The sequence below is a fragment of the Anaerococcus jeddahensis genome, assembly GCF_001182725.1.
In the GTDB taxonomy this organism is placed as follows: Bacteria; Bacillota; Clostridia; order Tissierellales; family Peptoniphilaceae; genus Anaerococcus; species Anaerococcus jeddahensis.
Map to the genome: position 1 here is coordinate 170813 of NZ_CWHU01000005.1, position 14906 is coordinate 185718.

Here is a 14906-nt window from a genome sequence, read left to right on the forward strand (position 1 = left end):
AGTAGAGTTAAGATGGAAGATGTAAAAAAAGTCAAAAAAATAGTAAATAAAATAAATGAATCTTACTATAAAATCAGTGATGAAATTTGGGAAAATCCTGAAGTAGGATTGGAAGAAGAAAAAAGTTTAATTATATTAAAAGATTATCTAGAAAAAAATGGATTCACAGTTAAAACTGGTCTTGCAGGAATGAAAACAAGTTTTGTTGCAGAATATGGCTCTGGTAACCCAGTAATTGGATTTACAGCTGAATATGATGCCTTACCAGGTTTAAGTCAACAGGCTTATCAAACTAAAAAAATTCCAGTATGTGAAAATAACCCAGGCCATGGTTGTGGCCATAATCTTTTGGGAGTTGGATCAATAGGAGCGGCTTTAGTATTAAAAGAATATATTGACTCCAATAATCTTTCATGTACCATAAAAGTTTTCGGCACTCCTTCTGAAGAGAGGGATGCCGGAAAAGCCTTTATGGGAAGAGAAGGAGTTTTTGATGGTGTAGATTGTGGATTTACTTGGCATCCACATTTCCTAAATTCAGTTTGGGAATCAGGCTCTTTGGCAAATACAATAGTTACTTTTAAATTTAAAGGAATAAGCTCTCACGCTGCAGCAAGTCCTGAGCTTGGAAGAAGTGCCCTAGATGCTTGTGAGCTTATGAATGTAGGTGTCAATTATTTGAGAGAACATGTTCCTAGTGATGTAAGAATTCATTATGCATATTTAGATGTTGGTGGGCATGCACCAAATGTTGTTCAAGATCACGCAGCGATTTATTATTTTATAAGAGCTCCAAAAATGAAAGATTCTACAGAAACATATGAAAGAGTCAAAAAAATTGCACAAGGTGCAGCTTTGATGACTGAGACAGAATTGGAAATAGTTTTTGATTCTGCAGTATCAGATTTTGTTCCAAATCCTACTTTAACAAAAACTATGGAAGAAGCGATGTTGGATTTAGGAGAAGTTGAATATTCAGATGAAGAAATAGAAATGGCAAAATCTTTTGTAAACACCCTAGGTCAAAGTGAAATAAATGGAGCAGAAAATTTAATTTCAAGATTTTTAGATAAAAATCAAGTAGAAAATATTAAAAAAAGATCCTTGGTTAGTGAATATATCAAATTTGGTAAAGATTCACCTATGGCAAGTGGGTCAACTGATGTAGGAGATTTTAGTAATTGTGTACCAGTAGCCCAATGCTTGGTAGCTACATCTGCTTTTGGAACACCACTTCATTCTTGGCAAATGGTCAGCCAAGGAAAATCATCCTATGCAAAAAAAGGTCTTGATAAGGCGGTTTCTACATTAGCATTAACAGCAATTAGAGCTTTAAATAATCCTGAATTAATTGAAAAAGCAAAAGAAGAATATGTTGATCAAACAGGTGGAAAATATATAGCTCCAATTCCAGAAGATGTTAAGGTTAGAGATGTAAATTTATATAAATAAGGAGAAATAAATGAAAGTTAGAGATATTTTAAATGGTAAACCCTTATATTTAATGGTTATAGTTTCTTTACTTTTGGTAATTGGATTTATAATCATTTCTTTAAGACTTGCCATGAAACGTGCAAAAGAATTGGGTTTTTCTTCTAAACAAATTAACAAAGTAATAAAATCATCAGTTTTGTTTTCAATAGTTCCTTCTGTATCAATAGATATAGGTCTTGCAAGTCTATCAACAGTAGTTGGAACACCTTGGGCTTGGTTTAGACTTTCTGTAATAGGAGCTTTGATGTATGAATTAACTTCAGCAAGTATGGTTACATCTGCAGCAGGATATAAAGATATGTCAACCTTTATAAACGGAACAGATACAAATTTAATTCCTACAATTTTAATGGTAATGAGTATATCTATTATTTTTGCGGCAGTTTTAAACATATTTTTAGGAAAATCCTACCATAAGGGAGTTACTAAATTTAAGGCAAAATCTGGAGCTAAGGGTAGCTTAATAATTTCTTATTTTACTCTTGCAATGATATTAGTTTTATCAATTTCTCAATTATTAAAGGGAAAAATATCTATCTTAGTTTTTCTAGCTAGCTTTATTGTAACTGTTGGACTAATGAAAATAGCCGATAAATACAAACTTGCATGGATGGGAGAATTTGTTTTAGCATTTGCCTTAATTATAGGTATGGCACTTTCAGTATTTTTGGAAGGAATTATGGTATAGGAGAAAATTATGGAAAAAGATACAAGAAAAGAACAATATTTTAATACAATACATAGAGTAGGAAGAATAGGATCAATAATTTCTATAGGATGTATGTTGATTGTTCCTATATTAATTGCAATGAAATACGACCTACCATTTGATATAAAGGATGTTGCAGGAACAGCTGGAACCTTGCTTGCAGTATTTATTCCTACAGTTATGGCAGAATTTATAAGTTATGGACCAATACTTGGTTCAGGAACTTACTTGGCATATATAACAGGAAATGTTACAAACTTGAAAATTCCTTGTGCTTTGAACGCTCAAGCCTTGATGGATTTGGAACAAGGCACTGAAGAATCTGATGTAATTAGCTTAATTGCAATCGCTTCTTCATCATTAATTACAATGTTGGTTATAGCTTTGGGAGTTGTATTATTAATACCACTTCAACCATTTTTACAATCAGCATCTGTACAAACAGCATCAAAATATATTTTGCCAGCTTTGTTTGGATCCTTATTTTACACAATGTTAGCTGGTAACAAAAGGGGAAAAACAACTGTTAAAAACAGACTACTTCCACTTGTAGTTCCGATTATAGCAATGGTAATTTGGAAACTAACAGGCGGCGAAATACTTGGAAAAGAAGGTATTTGGATTGTTGTATCAATAGTATTATTATTAATATCATCAATAGTAATGCTAAAAGTAGGCTTAGTTAAAATTATTGAAAATAATGACAAATAATTTTGAATTTAGTAAATTAAAAAGGTCACATACATTTTGTATAGTGACCTTTTTGTTTTAAAAATAAAATTTTCTTAAAAAATTTTAAATTATTAATTTTCAAAAATATTTTTTATAAATTTTCTACCAAATTTCTCATTTTATCTCTAAATTCTTTGGCAACTTTTATGTCGAAATCTTCTCCTGCTGTTTGGAAATAATGGTTTAATTCCTTTACCAAATTTTTTATTTCTGGGTTTTCTTCGCCTGTATCTTTTTTTATTTTGCTGGCCTTTTCTAGATAAGAATTGATTTCTTCAACAATTTGCATGGTTTTGTGTTCTTGGTCATTTTCTTCAAGTAAATATCTTAATGTCCATTTTATATTTGTTGGAGTAATTCCTGCCTTGTGGTCAATTACGACATTGTTTTCTCTCATTTTATCTATAAAGGAAAACAAGTCTTTTTCTTCAAAGTCTTTGAAAAATGCAAAGGTGAAATCAAATTCTTCTAAATATTCTCCCTTTGATTCGATTTTTTCATAGCCATCTATTTCTGCAAGATATCCCACTTTTTGATCTACATCTTCCATGCCTAGTAGTTTTAATCTTACATTTTCTTTTTCGCACAAAATTCTTAAATTTTCTTTTTCTATATCATTAGCGTTAAATAAAATTATTAATGCCATAAACTCTCCTTTTTATTTTAGTATTATTACTATACCCAAAAAGATATTTTACTCACTTTTGGGTATAATATAATATAGAAAAAAATTTGGGGAGATATTTATGAAAGATTATAATTATGAAAATGCTAGAATAAAAGAAATTAATAAATTACTTGATGAAGCGAGGGAGGCTCTTGGAGTTTTGCAAAGGGCAAGTAAAAGGGTTGGAAAAACTTCTGATTATTCTGTTACTGGTCTTATTGGAAGAAATATTCTTGGAGATTTTTTGAGAGCTAATAAAAATAATACTATTAATAAATCTATTGATAGGACTCAAGATGTTTTATTAAAACTTCATGCAAATCTTTTGACTTTTGATCCAAAGCTTGCAGGTATTTTGGACCTTCCTTATAAACTTAGTCAATTTTCAAGTCCAAGAAATGCACTTTCTGATATGAAGTTAAGAATCAATATGAGAAAAAAACAATTGGAAATTCAAAATGCTGAGAGAAGACTTATAACTCTAATTAAAAAACTTTCCAAGGAAAAATCAAAAGAAATTAATAAAATCAAACATAGTATAGAACTTAAATCTTTTGAGAAATAATTTTAGGGACATTATCACCTTTCTACTTATATATAAGTAGGAGGTGATTTTTTTATGGAAAAAATTGTAAAGGGGGAAGATATGAGTAAATTTAAGGATATTACTAGGCTTTTATTTACAATATTTGGATCTTGTATGGGATTTTTTCTTGGTGATATGGATATTTTTATTTACACGCTTCTTGCTTTTGTAATTTGTGATTATTTAAGTGGAATTATAAGGGCAGGATTTGAAAGAAAACTTTCGTCAAAAGTTGGATTTAGAGGGATTTTTAAAAAGATAATGATTTTTATAATAGTAGGAATTGCAAATCTTTGTGATAAAAATTTAGTGCAAAATCAAGCCATGATTAGAAGTGCCATAATATTTTTTTATATAGCAAATGAGGGACTATCAATACTTGAAAACTCTATTGCAATCGGGCTTCCAATTCCAGAAAAATTAAAAATTTTATTAGAACAATTTAAGGAGGAAAAATGACTTATAGCAAATTAGTTGATGATATAATTTTATCACCAAACAACAGTGGAAAAAGAAGTGAAAAAATAAGCAAAATTGCCATCCACCATGCTGGAGGAATTATTTGTGGAAGAGATTTGGCAAGGCTTTTTCTTCCAAAATCAAGAGGAGCTTCTGCAAATTATAATCTAGGATCAGACGGGATTATTGTTCTTGGAGTTTATGAAGAAAACAGAGCCTGGACAACTTCTTCGTCATGGTGCGACAATCGTGCGATTACAATTGAAGTTGGAAATTCTACAAGAGGACCAAATTGGGAAATTTCAGATTTTGTTTTAGATAGGTTGATTGATTTGGTGACAGATATTTGCAGGAGAAATAATATTTATCCTTGCACTTATACTGGAGATAAAGAAGGAGTTTTGCAAAAACACGAGTGGTATGCCAACACAAATTGTCCAGGTCCATATCTGGGAGAAAAATTTCCCTACATTTCAAAAGAAGTTAATAAAAGACTTAGAAAAAATCCTAGTAAAAATTCAAGTTTATATAGGGTTAGAAAATCTTTTAAAGATATAAAAAGTCAAAAAGGAGCTTTTAAATCCCTAGAAAATGCAAAAAGATGTGCTGATAAATATAAAGAAAAAGTATTTGATGATATGGGAAATGAAATTTATCCAAGAAAAGATCACAAATCAATTGACACACTTGCAAGAGAAGTTATAAGAGGTTATTGGGGAAATGGAAATGAGAGGAAAAAAAGATTGACCCAGGCTGGGTATGATTATTATGCGGTGCAAAAAAGGGTCAATCAAATTTTAAGCTAAAAAAAAGCAATGGACTTAGGGTTCAATACTCAGAGAGTAGACAAACCCTCAAGCACGAATATCTGACTCCAAAAATTGTTGATTTCTAAATTTCAAAATTCTAAAATCGCAAACTCGAGCTACGCTCTCGAACATTGCGATTTTTTAACGAATTTTTAAATTTGAAATCAAATCAATTTTTTCCGTATGATATTCTTAGCATGAGGATTTGTATACTTTGTCAACAGTATGAGCATTGAATTTAAGGTTCAATGCTTTTTTGTATTTAAATTCCTTTTTTGTAAAGATAAAAAATTATTGGAATAAAAAGTCAAATCTATTTTGAAAAATATCTAAATAGATTTGACTTAAAATTATTTTTAAATTTATTCACTTTGCAAGGCCTCAACCGGATCTTTTTTGGCTGCTATTGATGATGGGATAATTCCTGCAAGAAGTGTTAAAGATACTGAAATTAGTACAAGAATTATTGCTGCCTTATTTGGGAGGGATGAGCCAATATAGGAAATATTTGTTATATTTCTCATAATTTTTGTGATTGGTATATTTAATAAAATAGTTACAAAAACTCCGAGAAGTCCTGACAAAAGTCCTTCCATAAATGTTTCTGACAAGAAAACTTTTCTTATATCTTTTTTGCTTGCACCGATTGATCTTAAAATTCCAATCTCTTTTGTTCTTTCTAAGACGGAAATATAGGTTATTATCCCAATCATTATTGATGAAACAACAAGAGAAACGCCGACAAAGGCAATCAAAACATAGGAAATTGCATTTATTATTGTTCTAATTGATGAGGTTAAAAGTCCTACAAAATCTGTATAGTGAATTTTATCTTTTTCTTTTTTGTTTTTATTAAAATCATTTATTATATTTTTTACATTTTCCCTGTTTTCAAAATCTTCTACATAAATTTTAATCTCTGATGGGGCAGATTTTGAAACAAAACCAAAATCTTCTAGGTTATTTTGGTAGGAATTTGATGAAAGTTCTTCTTCGTATAATTTATCCAAAACCTTATCTTCTGGATTTTTTAGGAAAAGTTCAATTATATCAATGTTTTGCCCTTGATTTTGACTTGGTCTATTCATTGAATTTATTGAAGCTTTCTTTATATTTTCTTTTAATTTTTCTGAATTTGCTAGTAAAAATGATTGAGCCTTTAATTTTTGATCTTGGTCAAGGTTTTCAAGATATGATTTGCTTGCTTTTCTTTTTTCATCTTGATCTTTTGCCTTAAAGGCAATATTATTTAAAATATTTATATCCTTATTTTTTTCTTGGTCTTTTACGATTTGAGATTCTCCAGCTCTTTTTATCATTTGGTCGGTAAATTTTGAGGTAAAACCAAGCGGAGCTGTTATATTTTGGTTTTCTTCGCTATCTTTTTTTGCCCTTGCAATCCCTACGATTTTTATTTTATAGGCATTTTCAATTGCTTTTTTCTTTTCATTTTCATCGTCTTTTATATTTTTGTACTTATTATTTTCTTTTTTATAAAAATCTGCAGGCATTAGGGCGCTAAATTCATGATTTAAAAGATCTTTGTTTTTTATTTTTTTATCGTCAAGCCTTATTTTTTCGCCTTCATCTAATTTTTTTAGGATATTTTTGTAATCTTTTTTTGGCAAAATTCCAAGCTCATACAAACTTTCCCTATCTATAGAATTGTTTTTGTCTGTAAATAAAACCAATTCGTTGGCATTTTCTGGCCATTTTCCATCGATTAAATCATATTCTTCTTTGACTATATTTGAAATTGATCCGTCCTTGTTTGAAATTATTTGTTTGAAATTTTTGTGCTCACTTGAGCCTATATTTAAAAAGGATGGACCATTAGACTTAAACATAGAATCTTCTTTATCTTCAAAATCTGAACCGTCAGTGTTTATAATCTCTCCATTTTCATCTTTTCCATAGATTTCAAAATTCAAATCATATATATAATTTATGGCATGCTTGCCAATTTTTTTATTTAAATCTTTTTTATCTAGATAAGTTTTGAAAGGGGAGAGATTATTTTCTGTAATTGATGAGGAAAGAGAAGATTTTCTTTTCAAAATATCATTGTTTGCCCTAACATTTTTGTCATCTTTTTTATATTTTTTATCTCCTGCTGGATCTTTCAAAAAATTATCTCCCAAATTTAGACTTTCCTCTTTGATTTCTATTGGATAAGATTTTAAAGTTTTTCTTTGACTTTCCTTTATAAAATCATCAACCCCATTTGAAAGAGATAGGATTAAGGCAATTCCAATAATTCCTATTGATCCTGCAAAGGCAGTAAGGATTGTCCTTGCTTTTTTTGTCAAAAGATTATTAAAAGAAAGTTTTAAGGCAGTCGGAAGGGAGAGAGATAATTTTTTTGTTTTAAATTCATCCCTTGTTTTTTCTTCCTCATAAGGATTTGAATCTGATAAAATTTTCCCGTCTTTTAATCTTACAATTCTTGTAGAATATTTTTCAGCCAAGTCTGGATTGTGGGTTACCATAATTACAAGTCTGTCCTTGGCAACTTCTTTCAATAAATCCATAATTTCCTTTGACGTTTCAGTGTCTAAAGCTCCAGTCGGCTCATCAGCAAGGATAATTTCTGGATTATTTACAAGGGCACGAGCGATTGCAACTCTTTGCATTTGCCCTCCAGATAATTGGGCAGGTTTTTTGTAGATGTGATCAGCAAGTCCAACTTTTTCTAAGGCTTTTTTTGCCAAATCTTCTCTTAATTCTTTCCTCTCACCAGAAAGAGTCAAGGCAAGTTCTACGTTTTTTAAAACATTTTGGTGGCCAATCAAATTGTAAGATTGAAAAACAAATCCAACCGACCTATTTCTATAATAATCCCAATCCCTATCCTTAAATTTTTTGGTGGACCTGCCATCTATAATCAAATCTCCCGATGTATAATTCATAAGGCCGCCGATTATATTCAAAAGGCTGGTTTTCCCACCACCAGATGGGCCAAGAATTGAAACAAATTCATTTTTTCTAAATGAGATATTTATTTTATCAAGAGCTTTTTGTTCACTTTCTCCTGTTTTATAAATTTTACTTATATTTTTAAGTTCTAACATATTTTTCCTTTCTATTTTCTTACTTGATGATTATACTCTTTCATCAATTCTTTTGAATATTTTAACATTAAAAATATAATGGAGATGAAGGAAAAATTATGGGGAATATTTTTTATAGGACTTATCCAAAAAAATTTAATAAGGATAAATCAAATTTGGGATTTTTTGATATTTATGACCTAGACCAAAGGTTTATGGCTTTAAAAATTTTGGGAATTGATTTTATTTTAATTGAAGATATTTTTAAAAGAGATAGAGATTTTTTAGATTTTTCTCAAATAAATAAAATTTTTGGCCAAAATCAAGATTTTATAAGTCAAATTTCAAAGGCCCATGATTTAAATCTAGGGATTTTTTTAAGGCTTGATTTAAGTAAAATTAAAAAAATTAGCAAGAAAAATATTAATGCTGTATTAAACTTTTGGATAAATAAGGGAGTTGATGGTTTTATCCTTGATGATTTTTCGAATTCTTCAAAATTTTTGGGAGAAAATATAAAGTCTTTAAAAAATTCTTACAAGAATATAAAATTTATTTTAAACACAAGTGATAAGAAAAAAGATGAGATTTTTGATGGATATGTCGATTTTTCTTTTTGGAAAAATTCTAAAAATTTAGATTTAAGAAAATTTATATTAGATAAAAACAAAAACGACCTTGCCTTTGCTCTTAATGGGGATTATGAATTTTTATGCGAAAAATTTTTGGATTTTAAGCATTTTTACACAAATTGTTCAAAACTTATGGCTATTATATCTATAATGAGAAGTGAAGATATTTTTATAAAAGAGGGCGAGGAAATCCTATCTTATAAAAAAGAAATAGATTCAAAAATTAGAAAAGAGATTTTTGATTTTTATAGAAAAATTTTCTTAATAAGATACGATTATCTTGATATAATAAAAGAAGAATATTATCCTTTAAATTTTAAAAGCAAGGACCTGCTTTCCTATTTTTATTATAAGGATAATAAGGCTTTGGTAATTTTAAATAATTTATCACAAAAAGATGTATTATTTGAATTGCCAGGATTTTTTAATATTAAAAAATCAAAATTTATAATTGGAAATATTTCTCAAAGGGAAATTTTCAAAAATATAAATTTAAGAGCCTATGAATCTATTGTTTTTACCTGTCCCATAAAAAAATACAAGTTATAAGGAGAAAATTATGGAAGAAAAAATGAAAAAATTTGTGCCTCAAGTACATTCAAAATTAAGAAAGTCTTTTATCACAGTGCCAGAAGAAATTTATAGGGCAAGTGGGATAAAAATTTATGAAAAAAGAATAAAATCTCTACTATTTACAACCGACCTTGCCATAATTAGAAATACAAATGCAGATTCTATAATGGCAGTATATCCTTACACTCCACAAAATACAATTGCCCAATCTATAATTTCTACAGCATCAGTTCCATGTTTTATTGGTGTTGGTGGAGGAACAACTCAAGGAGCAAGGTCAAAATACATAGCCTTTGACGCAGAGCTTGAAGGAGCTTACGGAGTTGTGGTAAATTCCCCAATCCCAAACAAGGACATTAAAGCAATTTCAGAATTTGTAGATATTCCTGTAATTGCAACTGTAACAGGATTTAAAGATGATGTAGTAGGAAAAATTGAAGCGGGAGCTGAAATTTTAAATGTATCTGGTGGTCCAAAAACTCCAGAGCTTGTAAGTGAAATTAGAAAATTAATTGGAGATGAATTCCCAATAATTGCAACAGGTGGCAAAAAACCAGAATCAATTTTAAAAACAATAGAAGCTGGAGCAAACGCAATTTCCTACACAGCCCCATCATCTGCAGAAGTTTTTGAAGAAATGATGGATAGGTATAGGAATTAGATTTGTGTTTTTAATAAGCTTAGAGATTTAAAAAATATATAGAATGAAAGTCCTAAGTTAATCTAAGAGATCTCTCGACAAGGCTCGAGATGGGTTATTGTTGTATTTATTTTTAGGCTAAAGTCTAAGTAAATAGAAAAATATTGATTTAATTAATTTGAAAGAATTTTAATGATGGATAAGTTGAATTTATTTCAAATTTGAATTAGAAGCCAAGAAAACATAAATTTAACAGAAAAATTTATATTATGGAATCTCTCGACTGCGCTCGATATTGCTTATTTTTAGGCTTAAGTTTCAGTTGATAATAAAAATAAATATTATTTTAGCTGATTAAGAATTTATTTTTTAAAAATTAAATAAGCTACAAACCCATCTCGACCTTGTGGAGAGATCTCTTGATGGCTATTAGCTTTATAAGAATAATTTCTTAATTTATTAAATATAATTTTCAAATTTTAACAAGGAGAAAAAATGTATAAGGGTTACATTACCGACATTGATGGAATAAAAGTCGGTCATGCTCAAAATTTTGATGGGGGAACTGGTCTTACGGTTTTGCTTCCTCCAAGAGGAAATACAGCAAGTGTTGATGTAAGAGGGGGAGGACCTGGAACTCGTGAAACCGACCTTTTAAATCCAGTAAACACTGTAAGTGAAGTTTCAGCTCTCGTTTTATCTGGGGGTTCATCTTATGGCCTTGCAGGTTCAATTGGAGTTGTTGAAGAATTAGAAAAAGATGGGATTGGTTTTAAACTTCCAAGCGGAATTGTTCCCATAGTTCCCCAAGCAATTTTGTACGATTTGGATTATAAATCTTATAAAATTAGACCAGATAAAAAAATGGGAAGGGATGCTTATAAAAATGCAAGTTTTGATGAAAATCGCCAAGGAATAATTGGGGCAGGGACTGGAGCTACAGTTGGAAAGGCCTTGGGCAAAGATTTTTCTATGAAATCAGGACTTGGATCTGCCACAATTTGCCTTGGAGATTTAAAAGTTTCAGCCATAGTTGCTGTAAATGCTATGGGGGATATTTTTGATGATGAAGAAAATAAACAAATTGCAGGAATTTTAAAAAATAATAAATTTATTCCGACTCTTGATGTTTTAGAAAAAATTTCTGAAAAAAATTCTTTGAACACAACAATTGGAATTGTTGCAACAAACGGAAAATTTAATAAAACTGAGCTTAGAAAAATCGCCTCAATGACTCACAACGGTTATGCCAGAGCGATTAGACCAGTTCATACAATGATGGATGGAGATACAATTTTCTCCCTTGCAACTAATAAGGTTGATGCTGATATAAATCTTGTGGGAAGCCTTGGGTCAAAAGTTATGGCTCGTGCGATTGCCAATGCAATTTATTTTTCAAAAATCGAAAATTCCTTAGAATTTATTTGAAAAAAATAATTGACTTATGTTAGCTTTTATAGTAACATAGATAAGAATTCTCTACTCCGACAATAGATCGGGGTCAAAGACCAAAGGGAGGTGAAATAGATGAATAACTACGAAGCAGTATTGATTTACAAACCAGAAGTTTCAGATGAAGAAAGAAATAAATCTTTAGAAATCTTCAAAGGCATTATAGCTGAAAGTGGAGAAGTAGAATCTGTAGATGACTGGGGAAAAAGAAAACTTGCATACGAAATCAACTATATCAAAGAAGGATATTACTATATCGTTGATTTTAAAGCTAGTGGTGACCACATCAAAGAATTTGAAAGAAGACTTAGAATATCTGATTTAATTCTTAGATACATGGTAATCAGAAAAGAGGACTAAATGAATAAAGTTTTTCTTATAGGAAGACTCACAAAAGATCCAGATTTAAGATATACCCAATCTGGACAAGCAGTTGTTAGTTTTTCTTTAGCAGTTGATAGAGGTTTAAGTAAACAAAAAAGACAAGAAATGGAATCAATGAATCGTCCAACAGCTGATTTTCCACGTATAACAGTATGGGGAGTACAAGCTGAAAATGTATCAAGATATCTAAAAAAAGGAAATCAATGTGCGATAGATGGTAAAATCCAAACAGGTTCTTACCAAGATAAAGACGGAAAAACAGTCTACACAACTGATGTTGTTGCAGACAGAGTTGAATTTTTGGAATCAAGATCAGATGGTCAATATCAAAATAACAACAATCCAATGAACCAAGATAATGGTTTTGGAGATATGAACCAAGATAGATCTTACAATAATTCAAATAATTTCCCACAAAATAACAATCAAAACATGAATAATAATGATGACTTTTTTGACGATGACTTTACAGAAATTGAAGACGACGGAAGAATTCCTTTCTAGATTTTAGGAGGATAAAATGCGTAGAAATTTCAGACCAAGAAAAAAAGTCGATCCATTTGTCAAAGACCCTTCAAAAGTAATAGATTACAAGGATATTGATACTATAAAAAGATTTATTTCTGATAGAGGAAAGATCCTTCCAAGAAGAGTTACAGGACTAAATGCGAAACATCAAAGAGAAATTACAAGAGCAATCAAAAGAGCTAGACAAGTAGCTTTATTGCCATACGAAGATAATTAAAGATAAATAGAATATATAAACTTTCAATAAGCAAGCAAAGGCACCAAAAGGTGTCTTTTTTTTATATAAAAGTAAAATAAAATTATGGAAATAAATAAAAAAAGATATAGGGATGTGGATTCTTATTTTAAAAGAAAATTTAATAAAAAAATAATAAAAATTCCCCTTGATGGGGGATTTACTTGCCCAAATAGGGACGGAAAAATTTCAAAATTAGGCTGTATTTATTGCTCAGAAAATGGGGCTGGAGATTTTACAAAATATGATGATTTGGATAAGCAAATTGATTATCAAATAAAAAGATTAAAAAAAGAAAATAGAAAAGAAGGCTACATGGCATATTTTCAAAATTTTACATCTACCTATGGTGATATAGAAAAGATGAAAAAATTATTTTATGGAGCCATAGAAAATCCTAATATTATGGGTTTATCAATTGCAACTCGTGCGGATTGTCTTTCTGATGAAGTAATTGACTTACTTGATGATTTGAATAAAAAAACTTTTCTAATTGTAGAGCTTGGCCTTCAATCTGTAAATGAAAAATCTATAGAATTTATAAATAGAGGCTATTCTCACAAGGAATTTGACCAGGGACTTTTGAAATTAAAAGAAAAAAATATAAAAACTTTGGCCCACCTTATAATTGGTCTTCCAAATGAAGATTTAAATGATTATCTTAAAGCTATTTCTTATATAAATAAAAGAAAATTTTGGGGCATTAAGATTCACAATCTTTATATTGAAAAAGGATCAAGAATTTATGATTATTATTTAAAAAATCAAAATGAATTTACTATGACTTTGGATCAGTTTGTCGATTATGTTATACTTATTTTGGAGAATTTAGATCCAAATATAGTTGTCCAAAGGCTAACCGGGGACGGACGTCGTGATAAAATTGTCTGGCCGATTTGGTCAAAAAATAAGGCGAAAGTTTTATCTACAATTGATAAAAAATTAAAGGATAGAAATAAAAATCAGGGGGATTTATGGAAAGAGAAATAGGAAGCTTTTTTATAGAAGGTTATAATTTTGATACAAAAACTTATGACAACAAGGAAAATACACTTTTGTTGGTAATTGATTTGCAAGAAAAATTGATGCCAGCAATTTATGAATCTGAAAAAATAATTAAAAATTCAAAAACACTTTTAAAAGTTTTTGAAATGTATGGAATCAAAAAAATTGCAACAGAACAATATCCAAAAGGACTTGGTCAAAGTGTAAGTGAAATAAAAGAAAATCTTTATGATGAGTATATTTTTTCAAAAACAAGCTTTGATGCAATAACTGATGAAGTTTCTTCTTATTTAAAAGAAAATAAAATTACAAATGTAGTTATTACAGGAGCAGAAACCCATATTTGCGTTTATCAAACAGTAAGAAGATTATTATTTGAAGGATATAAGGTTTTTGTGGTTGAAGATGCAGTTTCAAGTTTTAATGAAAAGCAAAAACTCTTGGGCCTAAAAGCCATATCAGATATGGGGGCAAGCCTTGTTAATACAGAAATGTTAATGTTTGATTTGGCAAGTGATGCAAAGGATGAAAATTTCAAAGAAATTTCTAAAATGGTAAAAAATTTAAGAAAATAATTTAGCCTTCTTATGAAGGCTTAGTCTGTTGACAAACTAAAAATTTTCCCATTTCGAGCGAACGTAGTGAGTCGAGAAATCTCATGAGATCTCTCCATGCGTTCGTTTCACTCACACTAAAACACGTTTGCTTTGCAAACTTCTTCGTGCTTTCGCACTTAGTTTTAGGGATGATTGTGCCAAATCGCGTTCGTTTCACTCACACTAAAACACGTTTGCTTTGCAAACTTCTTCGTGCTTTCGCACTTAGTTTTAGGGATGATTGTGCCAAATCTGGGCACAATCATCTAGTCGAGATGGTACGTAGCGTAATTTTTATTTTAAAATAAAATATTATCTACATTCATACTTTGTCTACACTCTGAGCCTTCTTATG

General features: G+C 29.9%; 16 protein-coding genes. 14 read left to right on the top strand and 2 right to left on the bottom strand.

The features are described from left to right. The first annotated feature begins 12 nt into the window (after positions 1–12). The 3 genes from BN2087_RS03955 to BN2087_RS03965 are packed head-to-tail and all read left to right on the top strand — an operon-like array spanning position 13 to position 2914. Positions 13–1452, top strand: a complete 1440-nt coding sequence (locus BN2087_RS03955) for an amidohydrolase (RefSeq protein ID WP_049690564.1) — start codon at positions 13–15, stop codon at positions 1450–1452. A gap of 10 nt (positions 1453–1462) precedes the next feature. After that, the gene (locus BN2087_RS03960) at positions 1463–2182 is read left to right on the top strand and encodes a DUF5058 family protein (protein ID WP_049690565.1); all 720 of its coding nucleotides are present in this window, start codon (positions 1463–1465) and stop codon (positions 2180–2182) included. 9 nt (positions 2183–2191) lie between these two features. Beyond that, positions 2192–2914 (top strand): hypothetical protein, encoded by a 723-nt coding sequence (locus BN2087_RS03965; protein ID WP_049690566.1) that lies wholly within the window; start codon positions 2192–2194, stop codon positions 2912–2914. Positions 2915–3026: 112 nt separating this feature from the next. On the opposite strand, the gene BN2087_RS03970 is transcribed toward BN2087_RS03965, so the two are convergent. After that, positions 3027–3581 carry a DUF3783 domain-containing protein gene (locus BN2087_RS03970; RefSeq protein ID WP_049690567.1) on the bottom strand — a complete coding sequence of 185 codons (555 nt, stop codon included), beginning with the start codon at positions 3579–3581 and terminating at the stop codon, positions 3027–3029. A 100-nt stretch (positions 3582–3681) separates the two neighbouring features. Between BN2087_RS03970 and BN2087_RS03975 the strand changes: the two genes are divergently transcribed. Genes BN2087_RS03975 through BN2087_RS03985 form a run of 3 tightly spaced genes read left to right on the top strand, consistent with a single transcriptional unit; the run spans position 3682 to position 5453 of the window. Further along, entirely contained in the window at positions 3682–4167 is a 486-nt protein-coding gene (locus BN2087_RS03975; protein ID WP_049690568.1) for a hypothetical protein, read from the top strand. 54 nt (positions 4168–4221) lie between these two features. Next, positions 4222–4647 carry a phage holin family protein gene (locus tag BN2087_RS03980; protein ID WP_280641576.1) on the top strand — a complete coding sequence of 142 codons (426 nt, stop codon included), beginning with the start codon at positions 4222–4224 and terminating at the stop codon, positions 4645–4647. Continuing rightward, positions 4644–5453 carry an N-acetylmuramoyl-L-alanine amidase gene (locus BN2087_RS03985; protein ID WP_049690569.1) on the top strand — a complete coding sequence of 270 codons (810 nt, stop codon included), beginning with the start codon at positions 4644–4646 and terminating at the stop codon, positions 5451–5453. Before BN2087_RS03980 ends, BN2087_RS03985 begins: the two co-directional genes overlap by 4 nt. Positions 5454–5818: 365 nt before the next feature. Here BN2087_RS03985 and BN2087_RS03990 read toward each other — a convergent pair whose 3' ends face one another. Continuing rightward, on the bottom strand, positions 5819–8527 hold the full coding sequence (locus tag BN2087_RS03990) for an ABC transporter ATP-binding protein/permease (RefSeq protein WP_049690570.1): 2709 nt from the start codon (positions 8525–8527) through the stop codon (positions 5819–5821). Positions 8528–8625: 98 nt separating this feature from the next. On the opposite strand from BN2087_RS03990, the gene BN2087_RS03995 reads away from it, so the two are divergent. From BN2087_RS03995 to BN2087_RS04030, 8 genes are all read left to right on the top strand, one after another. Then, positions 8626–9687: an alpha-amylase family protein gene (locus tag BN2087_RS03995; RefSeq protein ID WP_049690571.1), complete on the top strand. Its 1062-nt coding sequence runs from the start codon at positions 8626–8628 to the stop codon at positions 9685–9687. A 10-nt stretch (positions 9688–9697) separates the two neighbouring features. Next, positions 9698–10372: a hydrolase gene (locus BN2087_RS04000; protein ID WP_049690572.1), complete on the top strand. Its 675-nt coding sequence runs from the start codon at positions 9698–9700 to the stop codon at positions 10370–10372. A 474-nt stretch (positions 10373–10846) separates the two neighbouring features. Beyond that, on the top strand, positions 10847–11779 hold the full coding sequence (locus BN2087_RS04005) for a P1 family peptidase (RefSeq protein ID WP_049690573.1): 933 nt from the start codon (positions 10847–10849) through the stop codon (positions 11777–11779). A gap of 99 nt (positions 11780–11878) precedes the next feature. Continuing rightward, entirely contained in the window at positions 11879–12163 is a 285-nt protein-coding gene (rpsF, locus tag BN2087_RS04010) for a 30S ribosomal protein S6 (RefSeq protein ID WP_004839216.1), read from the top strand. Next, complete coding sequence (locus BN2087_RS04015) at positions 12164–12691, top strand: single-stranded DNA-binding protein (RefSeq protein ID WP_049690574.1); 528 nt, start codon at positions 12164–12166, stop codon at positions 12689–12691. Positions 12692–12707: 16 nt separating this feature from the next. Next, positions 12708–12932 (top strand): 30S ribosomal protein S18, encoded by a 225-nt coding sequence (rpsR, locus tag BN2087_RS04020; RefSeq protein ID WP_049690575.1) that lies wholly within the window; start codon positions 12708–12710, stop codon positions 12930–12932. 84 nt (positions 12933–13016) lie between these two features. Then, the gene (gene mnmL / locus BN2087_RS04025) at positions 13017–13940 is read left to right on the top strand and encodes a tRNA modification radical SAM protein MnmL/YtqA (protein WP_049690576.1); all 924 of its coding nucleotides are present in this window, start codon (positions 13017–13019) and stop codon (positions 13938–13940) included. Further along, on the top strand, positions 13925–14530 hold the full coding sequence (locus BN2087_RS04030) for an isochorismatase family protein (RefSeq protein ID WP_049690577.1): 606 nt from the start codon (positions 13925–13927) through the stop codon (positions 14528–14530). The genes mnmL and BN2087_RS04030 overlap by 16 nt, the downstream gene beginning before the upstream one ends. Positions 14531–14906: the final 376 nt, after the last annotated feature.

Coding starts and splice junctions, on each gene's coding strand:
- BN2087_RS03975 (WP_049690568.1), top strand. CDS start 3,682: ATGAAAGATTATAATTATGAAAATGCTAGAATAAAAGAAATTAATAAA.
- mnmL (WP_049690576.1), top strand. CDS start 13,017: ATGGAAATAAATAAAAAAAGATATAGGGATGTGGATTCTTATTTTAAA.
- BN2087_RS03965 (WP_049690566.1), top strand. CDS start 2,192: ATGGAAAAAGATACAAGAAAAGAACAATATTTTAATACAATACATAGA.
- BN2087_RS04000 (WP_049690572.1), top strand. CDS start 9,698: ATGGAAGAAAAAATGAAAAAATTTGTGCCTCAAGTACATTCAAAATTA.
- rpsF (WP_004839216.1), top strand. CDS start 11,879: ATGAATAACTACGAAGCAGTATTGATTTACAAACCAGAAGTTTCAGAT.
- BN2087_RS04005 (WP_049690573.1), top strand. CDS start 10,847: ATGTATAAGGGTTACATTACCGACATTGATGGAATAAAAGTCGGTCAT.
- BN2087_RS04030 (WP_049690577.1), top strand. CDS start 13,925: ATGGAAAGAGAAATAGGAAGCTTTTTTATAGAAGGTTATAATTTTGAT.
- BN2087_RS03955 (WP_049690564.1), top strand. CDS start 13: ATGGAAGATGTAAAAAAAGTCAAAAAAATAGTAAATAAAATAAATGAA.
- BN2087_RS03980 (WP_280641576.1), top strand. CDS start 4,222: ATGGAAAAAATTGTAAAGGGGGAAGATATGAGTAAATTTAAGGATATT.
- BN2087_RS03995 (WP_049690571.1), top strand. CDS start 8,626: ATGGGGAATATTTTTTATAGGACTTATCCAAAAAAATTTAATAAGGAT.
- BN2087_RS03960 (WP_049690565.1), top strand. CDS start 1,463: ATGAAAGTTAGAGATATTTTAAATGGTAAACCCTTATATTTAATGGTT.
- BN2087_RS04015 (WP_049690574.1), top strand. CDS start 12,164: ATGAATAAAGTTTTTCTTATAGGAAGACTCACAAAAGATCCAGATTTA.
- rpsR (WP_049690575.1), top strand. CDS start 12,708: ATGCGTAGAAATTTCAGACCAAGAAAAAAAGTCGATCCATTTGTCAAA.
- BN2087_RS03990 (WP_049690570.1), bottom strand. CDS start 8,527: ATGTTAGAACTTAAAAATATAAGTAAAATTTATAAAACAGGAGAAAGT.
- BN2087_RS03985 (WP_049690569.1), top strand. CDS start 4,644: ATGACTTATAGCAAATTAGTTGATGATATAATTTTATCACCAAACAAC.
- BN2087_RS03970 (WP_049690567.1), bottom strand. CDS start 3,581: ATGGCATTAATAATTTTATTTAACGCTAATGATATAGAAAAAGAAAAT.